Origin of the sequence: Pseudomonas sp. IT-P258 (genome assembly GCF_949767825.1) — a bacterium.
Lineage (GTDB): Bacteria > Pseudomonadota > Gammaproteobacteria > Pseudomonadales > Pseudomonadaceae > Aquipseudomonas > Aquipseudomonas monachiensis.
In genome coordinates this window covers 22639-39830 of the sequence record NZ_CATKPU010000019.1, presented here as the reverse complement: position 1 = coordinate 39830, position 17192 = coordinate 22639, and the positions used below count along the sequence as shown (strand labels likewise).

The 17192-nt window shown below is 63.0% G+C and carries 16 protein-coding genes; 6 read left to right on the top strand and 10 right to left on the bottom strand.

Features of this window, described 5'->3' with window-relative positions:
• Positions 1-4: 4 nt before the first annotated feature.
• From ACM6G4_RS06730 to ACM6G4_RS06715, 4 genes are all read right to left on the bottom strand, one after another.
• Positions 5-1084, bottom strand: coding sequence for an ABC transporter ATP-binding protein (locus ACM6G4_RS06730; protein WP_414913319.1), 1080 nt, complete (start codon positions 1082-1084; stop codon positions 5-7).
• Positions 1077-1883, bottom strand: a complete 807-nt coding sequence (locus ACM6G4_RS06725; RefSeq protein WP_056727350.1) for an ABC transporter permease — start codon at positions 1881-1883, stop codon at positions 1077-1079. Before ACM6G4_RS06725 ends, ACM6G4_RS06730 begins: the two co-directional genes overlap by 8 nt.
• Positions 1880-2740 (bottom strand): ABC transporter permease, encoded by an 861-nt coding sequence (locus ACM6G4_RS06720; RefSeq protein ID WP_056727353.1) that lies wholly within the window; start codon positions 2738-2740, stop codon positions 1880-1882. The genes ACM6G4_RS06725 and ACM6G4_RS06720 overlap by 4 nt, the downstream gene beginning before the upstream one ends.
• Before the next feature lie 82 nt (positions 2741-2822).
• Positions 2823-3878 carry a spermidine/putrescine ABC transporter substrate-binding protein gene (locus tag ACM6G4_RS06715; RefSeq protein ID WP_056727355.1) on the bottom strand — a complete coding sequence of 352 codons (1056 nt, stop codon included), beginning with the start codon at positions 3876-3878 and terminating at the stop codon, positions 2823-2825.
• Positions 3879-4077: 199 nt separating this feature from the next.
• Here ACM6G4_RS06715 and ACM6G4_RS06710 point away from each other — a divergent pair, with 199 nt between their 5' ends.
• The 4 genes from ACM6G4_RS06710 (at position 4078) to ACM6G4_RS06695 (ending at position 8236) form a co-directional block, all read left to right on the top strand.
• A complete protein-coding gene (locus tag ACM6G4_RS06710; protein WP_414913318.1) occupies positions 4078-5010 on the top strand; it encodes an FCD domain-containing protein in 933 nt (310 codons plus the stop codon).
• 101 nt (positions 5011-5111) lie between these two features.
• The gene (locus ACM6G4_RS06705; RefSeq protein ID WP_223541798.1) at positions 5112-6395 is read left to right on the top strand and encodes a nucleotide disphospho-sugar-binding domain-containing protein; all 1284 of its coding nucleotides are present in this window, start codon (positions 5112-5114) and stop codon (positions 6393-6395) included.
• Positions 6396-6465: 70 nt separating this feature from the next.
• Entirely contained in the window at positions 6466-7863 is a 1398-nt protein-coding gene (locus ACM6G4_RS06700; RefSeq protein WP_414913317.1) for an NAD(P)/FAD-dependent oxidoreductase, read from the top strand.
• 13 nt (positions 7864-7876) lie between these two features.
• Positions 7877-8236 (top strand): cupin domain-containing protein, encoded by a 360-nt coding sequence (locus ACM6G4_RS06695; RefSeq protein ID WP_056727362.1) that lies wholly within the window; start codon positions 7877-7879, stop codon positions 8234-8236.
• Here the strand turns inward: ACM6G4_RS06695 and ACM6G4_RS06690 are convergent.
• The 6 genes from ACM6G4_RS06690 to ACM6G4_RS06665 form a co-directional block, all read right to left on the bottom strand.
• Entirely contained in the window at positions 8233-9300 is a 1068-nt protein-coding gene (locus ACM6G4_RS06690) for a GGDEF domain-containing protein (RefSeq protein ID WP_056727364.1), read from the bottom strand. The genes ACM6G4_RS06695 and ACM6G4_RS06690 overlap by 4 nt on opposite strands.
• A 240-nt stretch (positions 9301-9540) precedes the next feature.
• The gene (locus ACM6G4_RS06685; RefSeq protein ID WP_056727367.1) at positions 9541-10581 is read right to left on the bottom strand and encodes an ABC transporter substrate-binding protein; all 1041 of its coding nucleotides are present in this window, start codon (positions 10579-10581) and stop codon (positions 9541-9543) included.
• Positions 10582-10616: 35 nt separating this feature from the next.
• Positions 10617-11786: an acetylornithine deacetylase gene (gene argE / locus ACM6G4_RS06680; protein ID WP_414913316.1), complete on the bottom strand. Its 1170-nt coding sequence runs from the start codon at positions 11784-11786 to the stop codon at positions 10617-10619.
• Positions 11779-12453, bottom strand: coding sequence for a DUF1028 domain-containing protein (locus ACM6G4_RS06675; protein WP_414913315.1), 675 nt, complete (start codon positions 12451-12453; stop codon positions 11779-11781). Before ACM6G4_RS06675 ends, argE begins: the two co-directional genes overlap by 8 nt.
• 10 nt (positions 12454-12463) lie before the next feature.
• On the bottom strand, positions 12464-12874 hold the full coding sequence (locus ACM6G4_RS06670; protein ID WP_003201555.1) for a RidA family protein: 411 nt from the start codon (positions 12872-12874) through the stop codon (positions 12464-12466).
• On the bottom strand, positions 12874-14235 hold the full coding sequence (locus ACM6G4_RS06665) for a flavin-containing monooxygenase (protein ID WP_414913314.1): 1362 nt from the start codon (positions 14233-14235) through the stop codon (positions 12874-12876). Before ACM6G4_RS06665 ends, ACM6G4_RS06670 begins: the two co-directional genes overlap by 1 nt.
• A gap of 274 nt (positions 14236-14509) precedes the next feature.
• On the opposite strand from ACM6G4_RS06665, the gene ACM6G4_RS06660 reads away from it, so the two are divergent.
• Positions 14510-15886, top strand: coding sequence for a pyridoxal-phosphate dependent enzyme (locus tag ACM6G4_RS06660; RefSeq protein ID WP_056727372.1), 1377 nt, complete (start codon positions 14510-14512; stop codon positions 15884-15886).
• Positions 15883-17061 (top strand): trans-sulfuration enzyme family protein, encoded by a 1179-nt coding sequence (locus tag ACM6G4_RS06655; protein WP_414913313.1) that lies wholly within the window; start codon positions 15883-15885, stop codon positions 17059-17061. Before ACM6G4_RS06660 ends, ACM6G4_RS06655 begins: the two co-directional genes overlap by 4 nt.
• Positions 17062-17192: the final 131 nt, after the last annotated feature.

Sequence of the window (17192 nt, the reverse complement as noted above, 5' to 3'; positions counted from 1 at the left end):
TTGTTCAGCGCGTCAATACGCGGGCATGCCGGGCCTGCCAGCCCAGCCGGATGGTGGTGTCGATTGCAAAATGGGCGAATTCAAACTGTGAGGACGGCACGCGCACGATCAGCGGTTTGTCGCTGAGGGGGGTCTGCACGTGCAGGTTGGTGTCGAGGCCGTGGTAGGCGATTTCGACGATCTTGCCGCTGACCTGATTGGCGCAATCGCCGCCCTGCTCCGTCAGCACTTGCAGGCGTTCGGGGCGCACCACCACGGCGACGGATTGGCCGCTCACCGAAGGCGCATCGGTTTCGACGCTCAACTCGTGGCCGTTGACCCGCACCGAGTGCGGGCCCGAGCGCACGCCTTCGAGCAGATTGCTGACGCCGATGAAGTTGGCGACAAAACGGCTGTTGGGGTTTTCGTAGAGCTCGGTCGGGCTGCCGCACTGGCAGACCTTGCCGCCATCGAGCACCGCCATGCGGTCGGACATCACCAGGGCTTCTTCCTGGTCGTGGGTGACGATGATGAAGGTGATGCCGCTCTCGTGCTGCAGGCGCTTGAGTTCCAGCTGCATCTTTTCCCGCAGCTTTTTGTCGAGGGCGCCCAAGGGCTCGTCGAGCAACAACACCCGCGGACGCTTGACCAGCGCCCGGGCCAATGCCACCCGCTGACGCTGGCCGCCGGAAAGCTGATCGGGCTTGCGCTCGGCCAGCTCACCCAGTTGCGCGGTGTTCAGCACTTCATCGACCCGGCGGCGGATTTCGGATTCCGGCAGGCGCTCCATTTCCAGGCCGTAGGCGATGTTCTTGCGCACGGTCATGTTGGGGAACAGCGCGTAGGACTGGAACATCAGGTTCAGCGGGCGCTTGTTGGCCGGCAGCGGCGAGATGTCGTTGCCGTCCAGGTAGATGCAACCACCGCTGGGGGTCTCGAAACCGGCGAGCATGCGCAGCAGCGTGGTCTTGCCGCAGCCCGACGGACCGAGCAGCGCGAAGAACTCGTTCTCGCGGATGCTCAGCGACACCTCGTTGACCGCCAGGCCGTTGCCATAGGACTTGCTGACCTTATCCAGGATCAGTACCGCGGAAGAATTATTCATGGGTGCGAGGAGCCTTGTTGAGACGCTGCGAAGCCAGCAGCGCGGTGATGCTGACCAGCATCACCAGCGTCGCCAGAGCATTGATTTCCGGGGTGACGCCAAAGCGGATCATGGCGTAGATCTGCATGGGCAACGTGGTCGAGGCCTGGCCGGAGCCGGAGTTGAAAAAGGCGATGATGAATTCGTCCACCGACAGGGTGAACGAGAGCAACCCACCGGCCAGCACACCGGGGAAAATCACCGGCAGCAGTACCCGACGCAAGGTGGTGAACCAGCTCGCACCCAGGTCGATCGAGGCTTCGAGGATCGAATAGTCAAAGTGCTTGAGCCGCGTGCGCACCACCGCGCAGACGAAGGCAATGTTGAACACCGCGTGGCTGATGATGATCGAGTGCAGCCCCAGGCCGACCTTGAGCAGGTTGAAGAAACTCAACAGCGCAATCGCCAGCACGATGTCGGGGATGATCATCGGCGCCATCAGCAAGGTGTCGACCACCTGGCCTTTGTCGTTGCCCTTGCGGCGCAACTCGATACCCAGCGCCAGGAACGTGCCGAGCACGCAGGCAATCAAGGTCGCCGACAAGGCAACGATCAGGGTGTTGAGCGCCGCTGACAGAATCGCCGTGTTGTGCGCCAGTGCCGCGTACCATTTCAGCGATACACCGCCCCAGGCGGTAGGCAATCCGGACTTGTTGAACGACAGCAGGATCAGCACCAGGATCGGTATATATAAGAAGGCGTACACCAGCCCCAGGTGCGAACCCAGCACGGTGGCGCTGACAGAACGAGACTGACTCATGAGCGCGCCCCTTCTGCACGACGGGCCACCAGGGCCTGGATGAACAACAGGATCAACATGATCGCGATCAGGAAGAAGCTCAGCGCCGCACCGAACGGCCAGTCCCGCGCCGTGAGGAATTGCGAATAAATCAGGTTGCCGACCATCTGCACCTGCTTGCCGCCCAGCAGGTCGGCAGTGATGAAGTTGCCGATGCTCAGCACGAACACAAACACCGCGCCCGCCGCGATACCCGGCACGCTCAGCGGCAGGATGATCCGGCGAAAGGTCATCCAGCCCGAGGCGCCGAGGTCTTTCGAGGCATCCCACAATTCGTTGTTGATCCGCGACAGCGACGAGAAAATCGCCAGGATCACAAAGGGGATGTAGTTGTAGACCAGCCCCAGCACCACGGACGATTCGGTGTACAGCAGGCTGATGGGTTCGCCGCTGTAGCCGAGCATTTGCAGCAGGCGATTGATCAGGCCTTCGCGGTTGAGCAGGACGATCCAGGCGTAGGTGCGGATCAGGTAATTGCTCCAGAACGGCAGCATCACCAGAAACAGATACACCGCCTGACGCCGCCGTGGCGCACGGGCAATCGCATAGGCCGCCGGGTAGCCGATCAACACCGCGAACACTGTGGCCAGCCCGGCGATCTTCGCCGATTTGAGCAGGATGCCCAGGTACAGCGGATCGAACGCGCGCTGGTAGTTTTCCCAGGTGAACAACCAGTCGATGCCGCCATAGGCGCCACGTTCAACGAAGCTGTAGACCAGCACCAACAGGCACGGAATCACCAGGAACATCAGCAGCCAGCCGAAGCCGGGCGCAAGAAGCCAGGCCGACAGGCGCCTGTCAGCATGCAAAGCACTCATTAACCCTATCCTCCCGCCTCAGGACAGAGGCGGCTTGCGAGTGTGGCGAGGCATGCCGGGCATGCCTCGGATCGACGTGGCGTTAGTTCTGCGCCGCCATGATTTCGGTGACGGCGCGGGTGTAGGCCTTTTGCGTGGTGCCACCCAGATCGCGCAATTGCTCCATTTTCAGCAGCTCGGCGGGGGCGATGGTCAGGTTGGGGTATTGCTTGAGCAAGTCAGCGGACAACCCGGCCATGGCCGCCTGGTTGGGAACTTTGTAGAGGATGTTTTCAGCGACCCAGGCGTGGTTTTCCCTGGCCAGCATGAAGTTGATGAACTTGAAGGCTTCGTCCTGGTGCTTCGAGCTTTTCAACACGACCATGGTGTCCACCCACAGGTCGGAACCTTCCTTGGGCACCACGAACTTGATCGCCGCGTTGGCCTGGGTGCCGTAGTTGCACCAGCCGTCCCAGGCGTGGGCCATCAGCGATTCGCCGGAGGCCAGCTTGGAGTAGAAGGTGGTGTCGTCGAAGGAGAGAATGCGTTTCTTGGTGGCGATCAGTTGATCGCGAACCGCGGCGATTTGCGCGGGGTCGCTGTCGTTGACCGACCAGCCCTTGGCGAGGAAACCGGCGCCGAGCATCCAGCGGTCGGTGGCGAGCATCGTCACTTTGCCCTTGAGCGCATCGCTCGGATTGAGCAGCTCGTTCCAGCTCTGTGGCGCCGGCGTCACCTTGTCGGAGCGGTAGCAGATGCCGGTAGTGCCCCAAGTGTAAGGCACGGAGAACCGGTTGCCCTGGTCATACTCCAGGTGCGTGGCTTCGGGGTAGAGGTTTTTCAGGTTGGGGACCTTGACCGGATCGATGTCCGCCAGCAGCCCCTGTTTGTGCAGGACTTCGGCGAAAGGCGAGGAGACGAACACCACGTCGTACCCTTCACCACCGGAGGCCATCAGCTTGCCCATGATTTCTTCGTTGGTGGCGTGCAGCGCCTTGTCGACGTCCACACCGCTGGCAGCCTTGAACTTCTCCAGCGCATCCGGGGCCATGTAGCCGTCCCAGATGGAAATCACCATATCTTTCGCACTTGCAGCCTGTGAAGCGATCGCCAGGGAAACGGCCAATCCCACGCACAGAAGATCATTCAGCTTGCTCATAAATACTCACCCGACGATTGTTTATTGTTGTGTTCGAAGGCAGTACGGCAAAACGAGAAACGATTGTTTGTGTTTTTTTTTAGAAATTAGGACCAGCATCAAAAGATGTCAACGCTTTTTTTACGGCCTGACGCTTCGCCGGCGCATGACATAAGATGAGCACCTGAGTCCGACAGCGGATCACAACGAGAAAACACGCTTGAGCACGACAGCCGAAAAAAAACCGCGCACCAATCACCTGGAACTGGCCCGGCGCATCCTCGAGCACACCCAGGAAAGCGGCCTGGTGGCCGGTGACCCGGTGGCCGAACAGGCCCTGGCCCGGACCTTCCAGGTCTCGCGCACGCTGATTCGCGGCGCGCTGAAAGTGCTGCTCGAAGAAAACCTGCTGAGCCATGAAGCGGGCAAGGGTTACACCCTGCTGCCCCCCCCGGCCGGCCAGACCTTCAACGCCGCCCTGCCCCAGGCCGAAGAAGAAGAACTGGCCGCCTCGGTGCTGCGCGACCGCATGGCCGGGCGCCTGGGCGACAGCATCAGCATCAGCGAACTGATGCGCCGCTACGACATCGGCCGGCCGGCGGCGCAAAAGGCCCTGCAGCAACTGAGCGAAAACCAGGCCATCGAGCGCGGCCCCGGCCAGTCCTGGCTGTTTCGCCCGTCACTGAACAGCCTGGCCGCCCTCGAAGAAAGCCTGAAATTCCGCCTGATTCTCGAACCCGAAGCGTTGCTCAGCCCGAGCTTCAACGCCGACCCGCAACGCCTGGCGCTGTTGCGCAGCGCCACCCAAAGCCTGCTCGCCCGCCCCGTGGAAGATTTCGATATCCAACAGTTTCGCGAACTGGACATCAGCTTCCACGAACTGCTGGCCCAGAGCTGCGGCAACCGCTTCATCAGCGACGCCCTGCTCCAGCATCAGGGCCTGCGGCGCCTGCCGAACCTGCTGCCCTCGGTGAGCGTGCACCGCCTGCAAGAGGCCCTGCGCGAACACCTGCAGATCATCGCGCAGATCGAACGCGGGCAGATGGAGATCGCCGCCGACCTGCTGCGCCTGCACCTGCGCCTGAGCGCCGCGCAACGCCCGCAAACCGCCAACCGTGGCATCCCGCAAAGTCATCTGTTCGGGCGTCGCTAACCGGCTTGCAAAAAACATGATGATTTTTTTTTGAAAATAAGACAGCATCAAAAACACCTTCAGGAGCGGCGGGTCTGACCCGCCATGGACAGTCCCTCGCCATGCAAAAACAAAAACTGATCGCCCTGTTTCCCGAAGCCAGTTTCGGCGCGGCCTTGAACTGCATTGGTATCGCTCAGTCGCTGCGTGAACTGGGCGCCAGGCCGGTGTTCATCTGCCATGAACATTTCCAGGGGCTGTTCGCCGAATACGGTTTCGACGAATACCCGATTCCGCAAGCGAGCCCGTTGTCGGCGGCGGAACACCAGCACTACTGGGAGCGCTTCATCGAGCGCAGCATTCCCTACTTCGACCAGACCCCGCTGGCACAGATCGACAGCTACGTGGCGCCGGCCTGGGAAGCCATCATCGACACCGCGATCGAAGCGGAAAAACCCTTGCAGCAGTTGCTCGGCCGCCTCAAGCCCGACGTGATCGTGCTCGACAACGTGGTGATGTTCCCGGCCATCGCCAACGCCGGTTGCCCCTGGGTGCGAGTGGTGTCCTGCGCCGAAACCGAACTGCCGGATGCCAACGTTCCACCGTACCTGTCCGGGTGCCTGGCCAGCGACCCCCAGGCCTGCGAACGCTACACCGAGCAGTACCTGAAGGCTGTCGCACCGGCCCATGAACGCTTTTCGCAATTTCTCCTCGGCAACGGCACCGCGCCGTGCCCAGCGGGGCAGTTCCTCACTGACTCGCCATGGCTGAACCTGCTGCTGTCACCGACGCCAGTGCGCTATGCGCGCCAGCAAGCGCTGGACCCGCAGCGCTACGTGTACCTCGACGGTTGCGTACGCCGCGAAGCGCCGTACATCGTCCCGGACTTTCCACGGCACAACGACGCGCCGCTGATCTACCTCAGCTTCGGTAGCCTTGGCGCCGCCGACACCGGAATGATGAAGCGCCTGATCAGCACTATCGAAACCTTGCCGTACCGCTTCCTGGTCAACGTCGGCGCCTACCGCGACATGTACACCACCGTGCCGGACAACGTGTACCTCGACAGCTGGTTTGCCCAGCCGGCGGTGCTCAAGGAATGTCAGTTGTTCATCCACCACGGCGGCAACAACAGCTTCTGTGAAGCGCTGTATTTCGGCTTGCCGTCGCTGATCATTCCCTATTGCTGGGACGGCCACGACAACGCCGCCCGCGCCGAGGAAGTCGGCGTCGGCCGCTACCTGCCGCGCTTTGCCGATCCCCTGGCCGCCCTGCCCGCCGCCCTCGAACAGCTGCTGGCCGACCAAGCGATGAAACAACGCCTCAAATCGTTCAGCGAGCGCATGCAAGCGACCCGCGGCACCGACATTGCCGCCCGCGCGATTCTTGCGCTGCCAGACCTCTAGCCAAAACAACAAAAACCGTCGGGCAACCGAACGCAATCGTCGCTGCCCGACACACCGCCGGAGTTTCAGCATGAATGTCCCATCGCGTCTCGATGCGCTTGACCGTGCCCTGCCTCACCCCTTTTGGCAGGACACCGTTACCCCACCGCCCGCCGCGCCCGCCGTCAGCGGGTCCATGCAGTTCGATCTGGTGGTGGTCGGTGGTGGCTTTACCGGATTGTGGACCGCGCTATTGGCGCGCCAACGCAACCCCGGGCTGAGCATCGCGATCATCGAGGCACGACGCTGTGGCGGTGAGGCCAGTGGGCGCAATGGTGGTTTCTGCGCGCCGAGCATTTCCCATGGCGTCTCCAACGCCCTCAAGCGCTGGCCGAATGAAGCAGAGCAACTGATCCGCCTCGGCCGGCAGAACCTCGACGAACTGGCCGCCGACCTGCAACGCTTCGGCATGCACGTAGAGTTCGAACGCCAGGGCAAACTCAACGTCGCCAGCCAGCCGTGGCAGGTCGACGGGCTGCGCTCGATGCAGCGCAACCATGCGCGGTTCAACATCGACTGCCAGTGGCTGGAAGGCAGCGATCTGGCACAGAAACTTGATTCACCGGCGTATGCGGCCGGCCTGTTCGAGCCCAATTACGCCCTGCTCAACCCGGCGAAAATGGCCGCTGAACTGCGCCGCATTTGCCTTGAGCAAGGCATTCAACTGTTCGAAAACAGCCCGGTCCTGCAACTGAGCGCGGACAAAGACAACCTGCGCCTGCGTACAGAAAGCGGCGAAGTGACCGCCGGAAAAATCGCCCTCGCCACCAACATCGCCCCGCCACTGCTCGGTCATCTGGCATCGAGCGTGATCCCGGTCTACGACTACTCGCTGGTCACTGAGCCGCTGAACGATGCACAACTGGCCGCCATCGGCTGGACCGGCCGCTACGGCATCGCCGACGCCGGCAATCAGTTCCACTACCTGCGCAAGACCGCCGACAACCGCATTCTCTGGGCCGGCTTTGATGCCATCTACCATTTCGGCGGGCGCCGCGACGAAGCCCTGACCCAGCGCCCGCAAAGCTTCCAGCGCCTGGCCGAACAATTCCAACAGACCTTCCCGGCCCTGGGCGATATGCGTTTCAGCCATGCCTGGGGCGGCATCATCGACACCTCCGCACGCACCACGATGTTCACCGGATGCGAGCACCAGGGCCGCGTCGCCTATGCCTTGGGCTTCACCGGGCAAGGGGTGTCCGCCAGCCGCTTCGCCGCGCTGAACATGCTCGACCTGCTGGCCGGCGAGCGCACCGAACGTACCGAACTGCTGATGACGTCCAAGGCGCCGTTCCGCTTTCCGCCCGAACCCTTGCGTTATGTCGGCGTGAAACTGGCCCAGCGCTCACTGGCGCGCGAAGACCGCGACGGTCACCGCGACCTGCTGCTCAAGACCTTCGATGCCGTTGGCATCGGTTTCGATTCCTGATCCGGAGACCACCATGTCCACAGCCCTGCCCCGGCACGTCATCGACTTCGCCAGCGACCTTGCTCCCCGTGAAACTGAAATCAACGACCCGGCCGTGGTTGACGCGCCTTACCGCAGCAAGAGTTGGCGGCACTTTGTGCAGCCCGGAAAAAACGCCGTGGCCGGCATCTGGGAGGCGGGACCGCACCGCGAGCGCTGTCAGTGCGATTACGACGAGTTGTGTCACATCCTTGAAGGCAGCGTGCGCCTGACCGATGCCGAGGGCGTCGCGCGCACGTTCGGCCCCGGTGATTCCTTCGTGGTCGCCAGCGGATTCAACGGCACCTGGGAAAACCTCACGACGGTGCGCAAGGTCTACTTCATCCTCGGCTAAACGGCCCCGACCGCTACGTCAGGCTGCTGACGCACCTGATTGCGCCCGTTGCGCTTGGCCTGGTACAGCGCATCGTCGGCGCGGGTCAGCAGGCTTTCCGGTGTGTCGCCAGTTTGCGCATGGGCCACGCCAAACGATGCGGTGATGGTGTCCAGCACCGTGTCGGTGCCCCGGGCCTTGACCCGCAGCGACTGGATTTTCAGGCGCAGGCGCTCGGCAAAAGCGCCCGCGGCCGCCATATCCGGGCAATCCTTGAGCACCACGCAGAACTCCTCGCCGCCATAACGCGCCGCGAACGCTTCTTCGGGCAGCGAATCGCGCAACACCCGGGCGACATGCTGCAGCACGCGGTCACCCAAGGGATGGCCGTACTGGTCGTTGAACTGCTTGAAGTGATCGATATCCAGCATCACCAGCGCCACACCTGTCGCCACGTTGCCCATGGCCTGTTCAAGCTGGCGGTTGAAAGTGGAGCGGTTGAGCAATTCGGTCAGGCCATCGAGGGTCGCCGCCAGTTGGGCGCGTTCGAGTTTGTCCCGCAGGCTTTTGATTTCATGCTGCGCCGACTGCAACTGGGCGAGGAAATGCTCCTGCTGCCCCTGCATCAGCCGAGTGCTTTGTTGCAGCTGGATCAGGATGCTCGGCAAGCGCTCGTCGGCGGGTTCTTCGAGCATCTGCAGGTATTGGCCAAGGCTGGCCTGGAAGTTCTGGTTGCCTTGCACGCTGCGCGACACATCGCGCTCCATGTCGTCGACCAGGTTGATCGCATCCTGCTGCCCGGAGCGGGCATCCGCCAGTTCATCGCGGATGATGTACTCGCGAAACAGCTTGGTGGCGGACTCCGGCGGAAAATAGTCAAAGTCGTTGACCACCCGGTCCAGTTGCCGGTTGAGCTCCGGCTCCTGGCCCTTGCTGTAGGTGTACCAGAGCGCGTAATGCACCGGGTTGGGCGGAATGTTGTGACGAACCATCAGCGGCACTGCCTGCTTGAGCAATGCCGCGGCCTCGCGGGAGTCTTCCGGATACAGCGCTAGAACAGTCGCTCGCGTGTCTGATTGGCTCATGGTTTCACTGTGATTGTTATCATTGGCGTTTGGCAAACTCGCTGAGCATAGCGATACGCCCGGCAAACGACCATCCCGATTTACACAATCATTTCAACCCGGCACACCCGAAGTATTGCACCCGGCTTTTTTGTGGGAGCGGGCTTGCTCGCGAAGGCGGCCGCACATCCAGCATCGATGTGACTGAAATACCGCTTTCGCGAGCAAGCCCGCTCCCACAGGGGTTATGCGGTGTCTGTGTTACCGCGCAGCCCAGGCATTGAAGCGCTGTTCAAGCTCTTCGCCATGGTCGACCCAGAACTCCGCGTCCACGGCCCGCGCACCGGCCAGGTTGGCCTCGGCGGTCGGCAGTTGCTCCTGCACGGCCTTGGGCAGCAATGGCAGGGTCTGGCGATGCACCGGCCCGTAGGGGATGGTTTCGGAGAAGACTTTTTGCGTCTGCGGCTGGCTGGCAAATGCAATGAAATTTTCCGCCAATGCCTTGTTCGGCGTGCCTTTGACCACCGCCCAGTATTCCGGGTCGTACAGGCTCTGCGGCCAGACGATGCTCAGCTTCATGCCTTCCTTCTGCGCCGAGGCGATCCGGCCGTTGTAGGCGGCGCTCATCACCACGTCCCCGGCCACCAGCCATTGCGCTGGCTGGGCGCCCGCCTCCCACCACTGGATGTTCGGCTTGATCTGGTCGAGCTTGGCAAAGGCCCGCGTCACGCCTTGCGGGGTGTTCAAGACCTTGTACACATCGTCCGCCTTGACCCCGTCGGCCAGCAAGGCGATTTCCAGGGTGTACTTGGCGCTCTTGCGCAGGCCGCGCTTGCCCGGGAAGTCGGCGACGTTCCAGAAGTCTGCCCAGGACTGCGGCGCCTTGGCCTGCTTGCTCTGGTCGTAGGCCATGACCATCGACCAGACGTAAGTGGCCACCCCGCACTCGGTCAGCGCACCGGGCACAAAGTTCGCCGAGTCACCGAAACGTCCTTGATCGAGCTTCTCGAACAGACCCTCCTCGCAGCCGCGCAGCAGCTCGGGGCTTTCGACTTCTACCACGTCCCAACTGGTGTGACCGGCGGAGACCATGGCCTTGATCTTCGACAGCTCGCCGTTGTACTCACCGGCGATGATGTTGCCCGCGCCACTGGCGTTGAAGGGCTGGAAATAGGCCTTATCCTGGGCCTGTTTGGTAGCACCGCCGAAGGAAATCACGGTGAGGTCCTGGGGGGCCGCCCACACACTGGCACTGAGCAACGCCAGGGCAAACGGAACACTGCAACGCAAGGATCTGGACATGGATCGCTTCCTCGGGGCTTGTCGGCCCGTTGTTGTTATGGGTGTTCGGATTCACTCAAGTAAGCCGCCAGGCGATCCATCAAGCGGTCACAGGCCGCCATCTGGACAACGCTGACAAATTCATCGGGCTTGTGCCCCTGGTCCATGCTGCCGGGACCGCAGACCACCGAAGGAATGCCGGCCTGATCGAACAGCCCGCCTTCGGTGCCAAAGGCCACGGTGCTGAACGCGTCGCTGCCGCACAGTTGGGCAATCAGCCGGGCCGCCGCGCTGTCGACGGGTGTCGCAAGGCCGGGGTAGGCGGAAATTTTTTCAAAGCGGATAGCGGTATCGGTGTCCACGGCCTGCATGGCCGGCAGCAGCGTCTGCTCGGCGTAGTCCTGCAGTTCGTCGACGACCACTTGCGGGGCGAAGTCGGGCAAGGCGCGGATCTCGAAATCGAAACGGCAGTCCGCTGGCACGATGTTCAACGCCGTACCGCCCTGGATCACCCCGACCTGCACGGTCGAGAACGCCGGATCGAAGCGCTTGTCGTGCAAAGTTGGCCGGGCCAGGGTGGCACCGATGTCGCCCAGCCGACCGATCAGGCGCGCGGCCTGCTCGATGGCATTGACCCCGTAAGGCGCGTAGGCCGAATGGCAAGCGGCACCGCGTACGTGGCAACGCATCGCCAGCTTGCCTTTGTGGCCGAGCACCGGCTTGAGTTCGGTCGGCTCGCCGATCAGGCACAAGGCCGGAGCCGGGATGCGCTGGGGCAGCACTTCCAGCAAACCGCGCACACCAAGGCAGCCGACCTCTTCGTCATAGGAAAACGCCAAATGCACCGGGCGCTTCAAAGGGCTGGAGAGAAACATCGGCACCGCCGCCAGCACCGAAGCCAGATAGCCCTTCATGTCCGCGGTGCCACGGCCGTAAAGCTTGCCATTCGCCTCGCTCAGGCTGAATGGCTCGAACGTCCAGGCCTGGCCGTCCACCGGCACCACGTCGGTGTGCCCGGACAGCACGATGCCGCCGGCCACACGCGGGCCGACCGTGGCTAACAGATTGGCCTTGGTTCGCTCGGCGTTGTAGATCAGTTCGCAATCCACGCCCAGTTCGTGCAGATAGTCACGCACGAACTCGATCAGCTCCAGGTTCGAATCGCGGCTGACCGTGGCGAACCCGATCAATCGCGCGAGCATGGCGCGGCTGCGCAACTCACTCATCGCCGGGCACTCCATAGGCGGGGGCCAGGGTCGGATTGAGGGCACGGGTCAGATAATCCTGAAGTTGCGGCTCGTAGGCCGCCCACAGTTTGCCCAGCTCGCCGATCGGGTTTTCATCCGCCCAATCCACCCGCAGGTCGACCATCGGCCAGGTCAGGTCACCCACCACCGACAGCGCCGCCGAGTGCACCGCGCCGGCTTCGCCACCGGCATCCTGCCCGGCCTGCAACGCGCTCATCAGCCGGGTGGCGAGGCAGCCTTCGCTGTTTTCGAACGCCGCGACCATGGCCTCGATCACCCCACTGTTGGCCAGAAGGTTACCGGCCGCCACGCATTGGTCACCGGCCACCGCATTATTGATGCCCAGGGCATGGTTGCCGCTGAACACCGCCGTGCGCCCATGGGCATCGACCACCGCCACCTGCCGATACTGGCTGTAGCCGTTGCGGGTCAACGAGTGGTCCAGCGCCTGGGGCGGCGCCGAGCCGCCTGCCAGTTCATCGAGGATCTGCGGGCCGAGGGCCGGCAGCGTGATGTTCTGGCTCGACACCGCACCGACACCGGCACGCAGCCACGGGCAGCGCGCGCCGACGGCAATGCTCGAAGAGCTGATGGCAATGCCCAGCTGACCGGTCTCGGCGCAGCGACCCACGATGGAAAAAGTCATGACGAACTCCTTATTCCGGGATGACAGCGATCACGTCGATTTCCATCAGCCACTGCGGCTGGCCGAGGGCGCTGACCACCAGGCCAGTGGAAATCGGGAACACGCCCTTGAGCCACTTGCCGACCTCCTGGTACACCGGCTCGCGGTAGCGCGGGTCGATCAGGTAGGTGGTGGTCTTGACGATGTGGCTCAGGTCGCTGCCCGCCTCTTCGAGCAGTTGCTTGACGTTGCGCATGGCCTGCTCGGCCTGGGCACGCGGATCACCGAGGCCTACCAATTGACCGTTGAAATCGGTGCCGACCTGACCACGCACATACACGGTGTTGCCGGCACGCACGGCCTGGCACAAATCGTTGTCCAGCGTCTGGTTCGGGTAGGTGTCTTTGGTGTTGAACATGCGGATGCGGGTATGAGTAGGCATTAACGAACTCCCATGAGGCTGGCTTTCTGAAGAGGTGCACGGGCGGCTTCGGCTTGACGCTGGGTCGCATCCCGGTAGTTGAGATAGGTGTGCTGTTTAACGATGTGATCGGCGATGTGCTTGGCGTCGTGCCAGACGCCCCAGATAAACGCGGAGCCGCGACGGGACTGCCAAGGCAACCCGACGAAATACACCCCGGGCTCGGCCGACACGCCGCGCTGGTGCAGGGGTTTGCCGTTTTCCTTGAAGGCATCGACCTTCAGCCAGCTGTAATCGGTGGAGTAACCGGTGGCCCAGATGATGGTGGTGACGCCGGCCTTGAGCAGGTCCAGCTCCAGGATTGGATTCGTCACGCAGTCCGGGTCCGCCAGCATGGCCCGGGCTTCGGGTTCCAGCGGCAGGTCCAGGCCGTTGCGTTCGATGTAGGCGTCGGCCTTGTCGAGCAGCGCCAGGTAGTTTTCATCGCCACGCTGGATGTTGTCGGCGAGGTTATTCTCGAAACTCACCACAGCGCCGTTGAACGCCTGGGTCAGGCCGACCAGGGTCATGCCCTGGTGAGCCAGGCGGCGGAAGTCCACGGTGTGGCCGCCACGGGCACCGCTCACGGCGATGGTCACGTGCTCTTTACCGGGCTGCATGGCTTCGGCATCCCACTCGCCCAGCACCCCCAGCCACCAGCAGAAATCACGGTTGCGATAGGCACGGGGCGGACGATCGTGGGCGCCTACCGACAGGTAGACCTGCTTGCCGGAACGTTGCAGTTCATCGGCGATCTGCACCCCCGAGGAGCCGGCGCCCACCACCAGCACCGCGCCTTCGGCCAGTTGCTGCGGGTTGTAGTACTGGGCGGAGTGAATCTGGGTGATGCCGGCGATTTCGGGGGCAATCGGCGGGATTGCCGGACGCTGGAACGGACCGGTGGCGACCACCACATGCCGGGCTTCGATCACGCCGTCGGAAGTTTCAACGGTGAAACCGGGACGGTCGATGTTACGTTCGACTTTCTTCACATCCACGCCGGTACGGATCGGCGCGTTGAACTTCTTGGCATAGGCTTCGAAGTACGCAGCCACTTGCTCTTTACCGGCGAAGGCATCCGGGTCCAGACCGTCGAATTCCAGCCCCGGGAAACGGTCGTGCCAGGCAGGGCCGTTGGCTACCAGCGAATCCCAGCGACCGGTGCGCCAGGCTTCGGCGATACGATTGCGCTCCACTACGAGGTGAGGCACACCGAGCTTGCTCAGGTGTTCGCTCATGGCCACACCGGCCTGGCCGGCGCCAACAACAAGCGTATCAATTGCGGTTTTATCAACTGTCATGGCTGTGCACTTCTGAAAGGTGGTTTGATTCAGGTCGGTCATGGCTGCCGCCTCGATTCTGATCACTGTTGTTCTTCTGCTTCGGCTATCGGTGTCAGGGTGTTGGCCGCATTCTGTTCGGAGCCGGGAAATAGCGAAATTATGTTTTTTGTGGTCGCTGGCGAGGAAAAAGCGTCGAGGTGACCGACTGGCCGTGCAAGGTTGCGGTCGACCCGATCCCGGCCTATGGTCCAAGCGATGCATTGCCCGCGACCGGCGCGAAGACCCGGCGCGGATTGCTGTCCATCCAGTGCGGATTTACGCAAGGAGTGATGACATGCCCGACAATTCCCGTCCTGCCGTGCTCGAACTGATCGGCAATACACCTCTGGTGCGCGTCAGCCGTTTCGATACCGGCCCCTGCACCCTGTTTCTCAAACTCGAATCCCAGAACCCCGGCGGCTCGATCAAGGACCGCATCGGTCTGGCCATGATCGATACCGCCGAACGCGATGGTCGCCTCAGGCCCGGCGGCACCATCGTCGAAGCCACCGCCGGCAACACTGGCCTGGGCCTGGCCCTGGTCGGTCGCGCCAAGGGCTACCGCGTGGTGCTGGTGGTGCCGGACAAGATGTCCACCGAGAAGGTCTTGCACCTCAAGGCCATGGGCGCCGAGGTGCACATAACCCGCTCCGACGTCGGCAAGGGCCATCCCGAGTACTACCAGGACGTCGCTGCGCGGCTGGCGGCGGAAATTCCCGATGCGTTCTTCGCCGACCAGTTCAACAACCCGGCCAACCCGCTGGCCCACGAATGCAGCACCGCGCCGGAGATCTGGGCGCAAACCCAGCATGATGTGGACGCCATCGTCGTCGGCGTCGGTTCGGCCGGCACCCTCACCGGCCTGACCCGCTTCTTCAAACGGGTGCAGCCGGACCTGGAAATGGTCCTGGCCGACCCGGTGGGTTCGGTGATGGCTGAATACAGCCGCGGCGGCACCCTCCCCACCCCCGGTTCCTGGGCGGTGGAAGGCATTGGCGAAGACTTCATTCCGTCGATTGCCGATCTGTCGAGCGTGCGCCACGCCTATTCGATCAGCGACGAAGAAAGCTTCGACCATGCCCGCCAACTGCTGCGTGCCGAAGGTATTCTCGGTGGCTCGTCGACCGGCACCTTGCTGGCGGCGGCGTTGCGTTACTGCCGCGAACAGACCCAGCCGAAACGGGTGGTGAGCTTCGTCTGCGACACCGGGACGCGTTACCTGTCGAAGGTCTACAACGACCAGTGGATGAACGATCAGGGCCTGCTGCAACGCAAGCACTACGGCGACCTGCGCGACCTGATCGCGCGGCGCTTCGAGGATGGCCGGGTGATCAGCGTCGGCCCGGATGACACGCTACTGACGGCTTTTCAACGCATGCGCCTGGCGGATGTCTCGCAGCTACCAGTGCTGGTGAACGGCAAACAACTGGTCGGCGTCATCGACGAATCCGACATCCTGCTGGGCGTGCACGAAGACGTTGCGCACTTTCGCAAGGCCGTCTCCAGCGCCATGACCGACAAACTGCAAACCCTGTCCCCCGATGCCACCCTGGCCGAGCTGGAAGCCGAGCTGGGCCGTGGGCTGGTGGCGATCATCCAGGATGCCTCGGGCTTCCACGGCCTGATTACCCGAACCGACATGCTCAACCATTTGCGGAGATCCCTGCCATGAGTCAACAGGACAAAAACGCCCCGCCACAGGGCTTCGCCACCCGGGTGATCCACGCCGGGCAAGCGCCAGACCCATCCACCGGGGCGTTGATGCCGCCGATCTACGCCAACTCCACCTACCTGCAACAGAGCCCCGGGGTGCACAAGGGCCTGGACTACGGGCGTTCGCACAACCCGACGCGCTGGGCGCTGGAGCGCTGCGTGGCCGACCTTGAAGGCGGCACCCGGGGCTTTGCCTTCGCCTCGGGGCTGGCGACCATTTCCACGGTGCTCGAACTGCTCGACGCCGGCTCGCACATCGTCTCGGGCAACGACCTGTACGGCGGCACCTTCCGCCTGTTCGACAAGGTACGCCAGCGCAGCGCCGGGCACCGCTTCAGCTTCGTCGACCTGACCGACCTGGCGGCGTTCGAGGCCTCCCTGCAAGACGACACCCGCATGGTCATGGTCGAGACACCGAGCAATCCGCTGTTGCGCCTCACGGACCTGGCCGCCATCGCCCGCACCTGCCGCGCCCGCGGCATCATCTGCGTGGCCGACAACACCTTCGCCAGCCCGTGGATCCAGCGCCCGCTGGAACTGGGTTTCGACATCGTGCTGCACTCGACCACCAAGTACCTCAACGGCCACTCCGACGTGATCGGCGGCATCGCCGTGGTCGGGCAGAACGCCGAACTGGCCGAACGCCTGGGCTTCCTGCAAAACGCCGTCGGCGCCATCGCCGGCCCGTTCGATGCCTTCCTCACCCTGCGCGGCGTGAAGACCCTGGCCCTGCGCATGGAACGGCATTGCAGCAACGCACTGGACCTGGCGCAGTGGCTGGAGCGCCAACCGCAAGTCTCACGGGTCTACTACCCCGGCCTGCCGTCGCACCCGCAGCACGAACTGGCCCAACGGCAAATGCGCGGTTTCGGCGGGATGATCTCCCTCGACCTCAACAGCGACCTGGCCGGCGCCAAACGCTTCCTTGAAAGCGTGCAGATCTTCGCCCTGGCCGAAAGCCTGGGCGGCGTGGAAAGCCTGATCGAACACCCGGCGATCATGACCCACGCCACCATCCCACCCGATACCCGCGCAGAACTGGGGATTGGTGATGGGTTGGTGCGGTTGTCGGTGGGGGTCGAGGATGTGGAGGATTTGCGGGCGGATCTGGCACAGGCGTTGGCAAGGATGTAACGCTTGCGAGAGGACCAAAGTCAAAAGATCGCAGCCTGCGGCAGCTCCTACAGAAGGTGTGCATCCCAATGTAGGAGCTGCCGCAGGCTGCGATCTTTCAAGGCTTCATCTATACGAGCCATTGCACCCAT

Excerpts from the sequence above, each read along its gene's own strand:
- ACM6G4_RS06660 (WP_056727372.1), top strand. The coding sequence starts at position 14,510 with ATGCCCGACAATTCCCGTCCTGCCGTGCTCGAACTGATCGGCAATACA.
- ACM6G4_RS06690 (WP_056727364.1), bottom strand. The coding sequence starts at position 9,300 with ATGAGCCAATCAGACACGCGAGCGACTGTTCTAGCGCTGTATCCGGAA.
- argE (WP_414913316.1), bottom strand. The coding sequence starts at position 11,786 with ATGAGTGAGTTGCGCAGCCGCGCCATGCTCGCGCGATTGATCGGGTTC.
- ACM6G4_RS06715 (WP_056727355.1), bottom strand. The coding sequence starts at position 3,878 with ATGAGCAAGCTGAATGATCTTCTGTGCGTGGGATTGGCCGTTTCCCTG.
- ACM6G4_RS06730 (WP_414913319.1), bottom strand. The coding sequence starts at position 1,084 with ATGAATAATTCTTCCGCGGTACTGATCCTGGATAAGGTCAGCAAGTCC.
- ACM6G4_RS06725 (WP_056727350.1), bottom strand. The coding sequence starts at position 1,883 with ATGAGTCAGTCTCGTTCTGTCAGCGCCACCGTGCTGGGTTCGCACCTG.
- ACM6G4_RS06695 (WP_056727362.1), top strand. The coding sequence starts at position 7,877 with ATGTCCACAGCCCTGCCCCGGCACGTCATCGACTTCGCCAGCGACCTT.
- ACM6G4_RS06675 (WP_414913315.1), bottom strand. The coding sequence starts at position 12,453 with ATGACTTTTTCCATCGTGGGTCGCTGCGCCGAGACCGGTCAGCTGGGC.
- ACM6G4_RS06700 (WP_414913317.1), top strand. The coding sequence starts at position 6,466 with ATGAATGTCCCATCGCGTCTCGATGCGCTTGACCGTGCCCTGCCTCAC.
- ACM6G4_RS06705 (WP_223541798.1), top strand. The coding sequence starts at position 5,112 with ATGCAAAAACAAAAACTGATCGCCCTGTTTCCCGAAGCCAGTTTCGGC.
- ACM6G4_RS06670 (WP_003201555.1), bottom strand. The coding sequence starts at position 12,874 with ATGCCTACTCATACCCGCATCCGCATGTTCAACACCAAAGACACCTAC.
- ACM6G4_RS06720 (WP_056727353.1), bottom strand. The coding sequence starts at position 2,740 with ATGAGTGCTTTGCATGCTGACAGGCGCCTGTCGGCCTGGCTTCTTGCG.
- ACM6G4_RS06665 (WP_414913314.1), bottom strand. The coding sequence starts at position 14,235 with ATGACCGACCTGAATCAAACCACCTTTCAGAAGTGCACAGCCATGACA.
- ACM6G4_RS06685 (WP_056727367.1), bottom strand. The coding sequence starts at position 10,581 with ATGTCCAGATCCTTGCGTTGCAGTGTTCCGTTTGCCCTGGCGTTGCTC.
- ACM6G4_RS06655 (WP_414913313.1), top strand. The coding sequence starts at position 15,883 with ATGAGTCAACAGGACAAAAACGCCCCGCCACAGGGCTTCGCCACCCGG.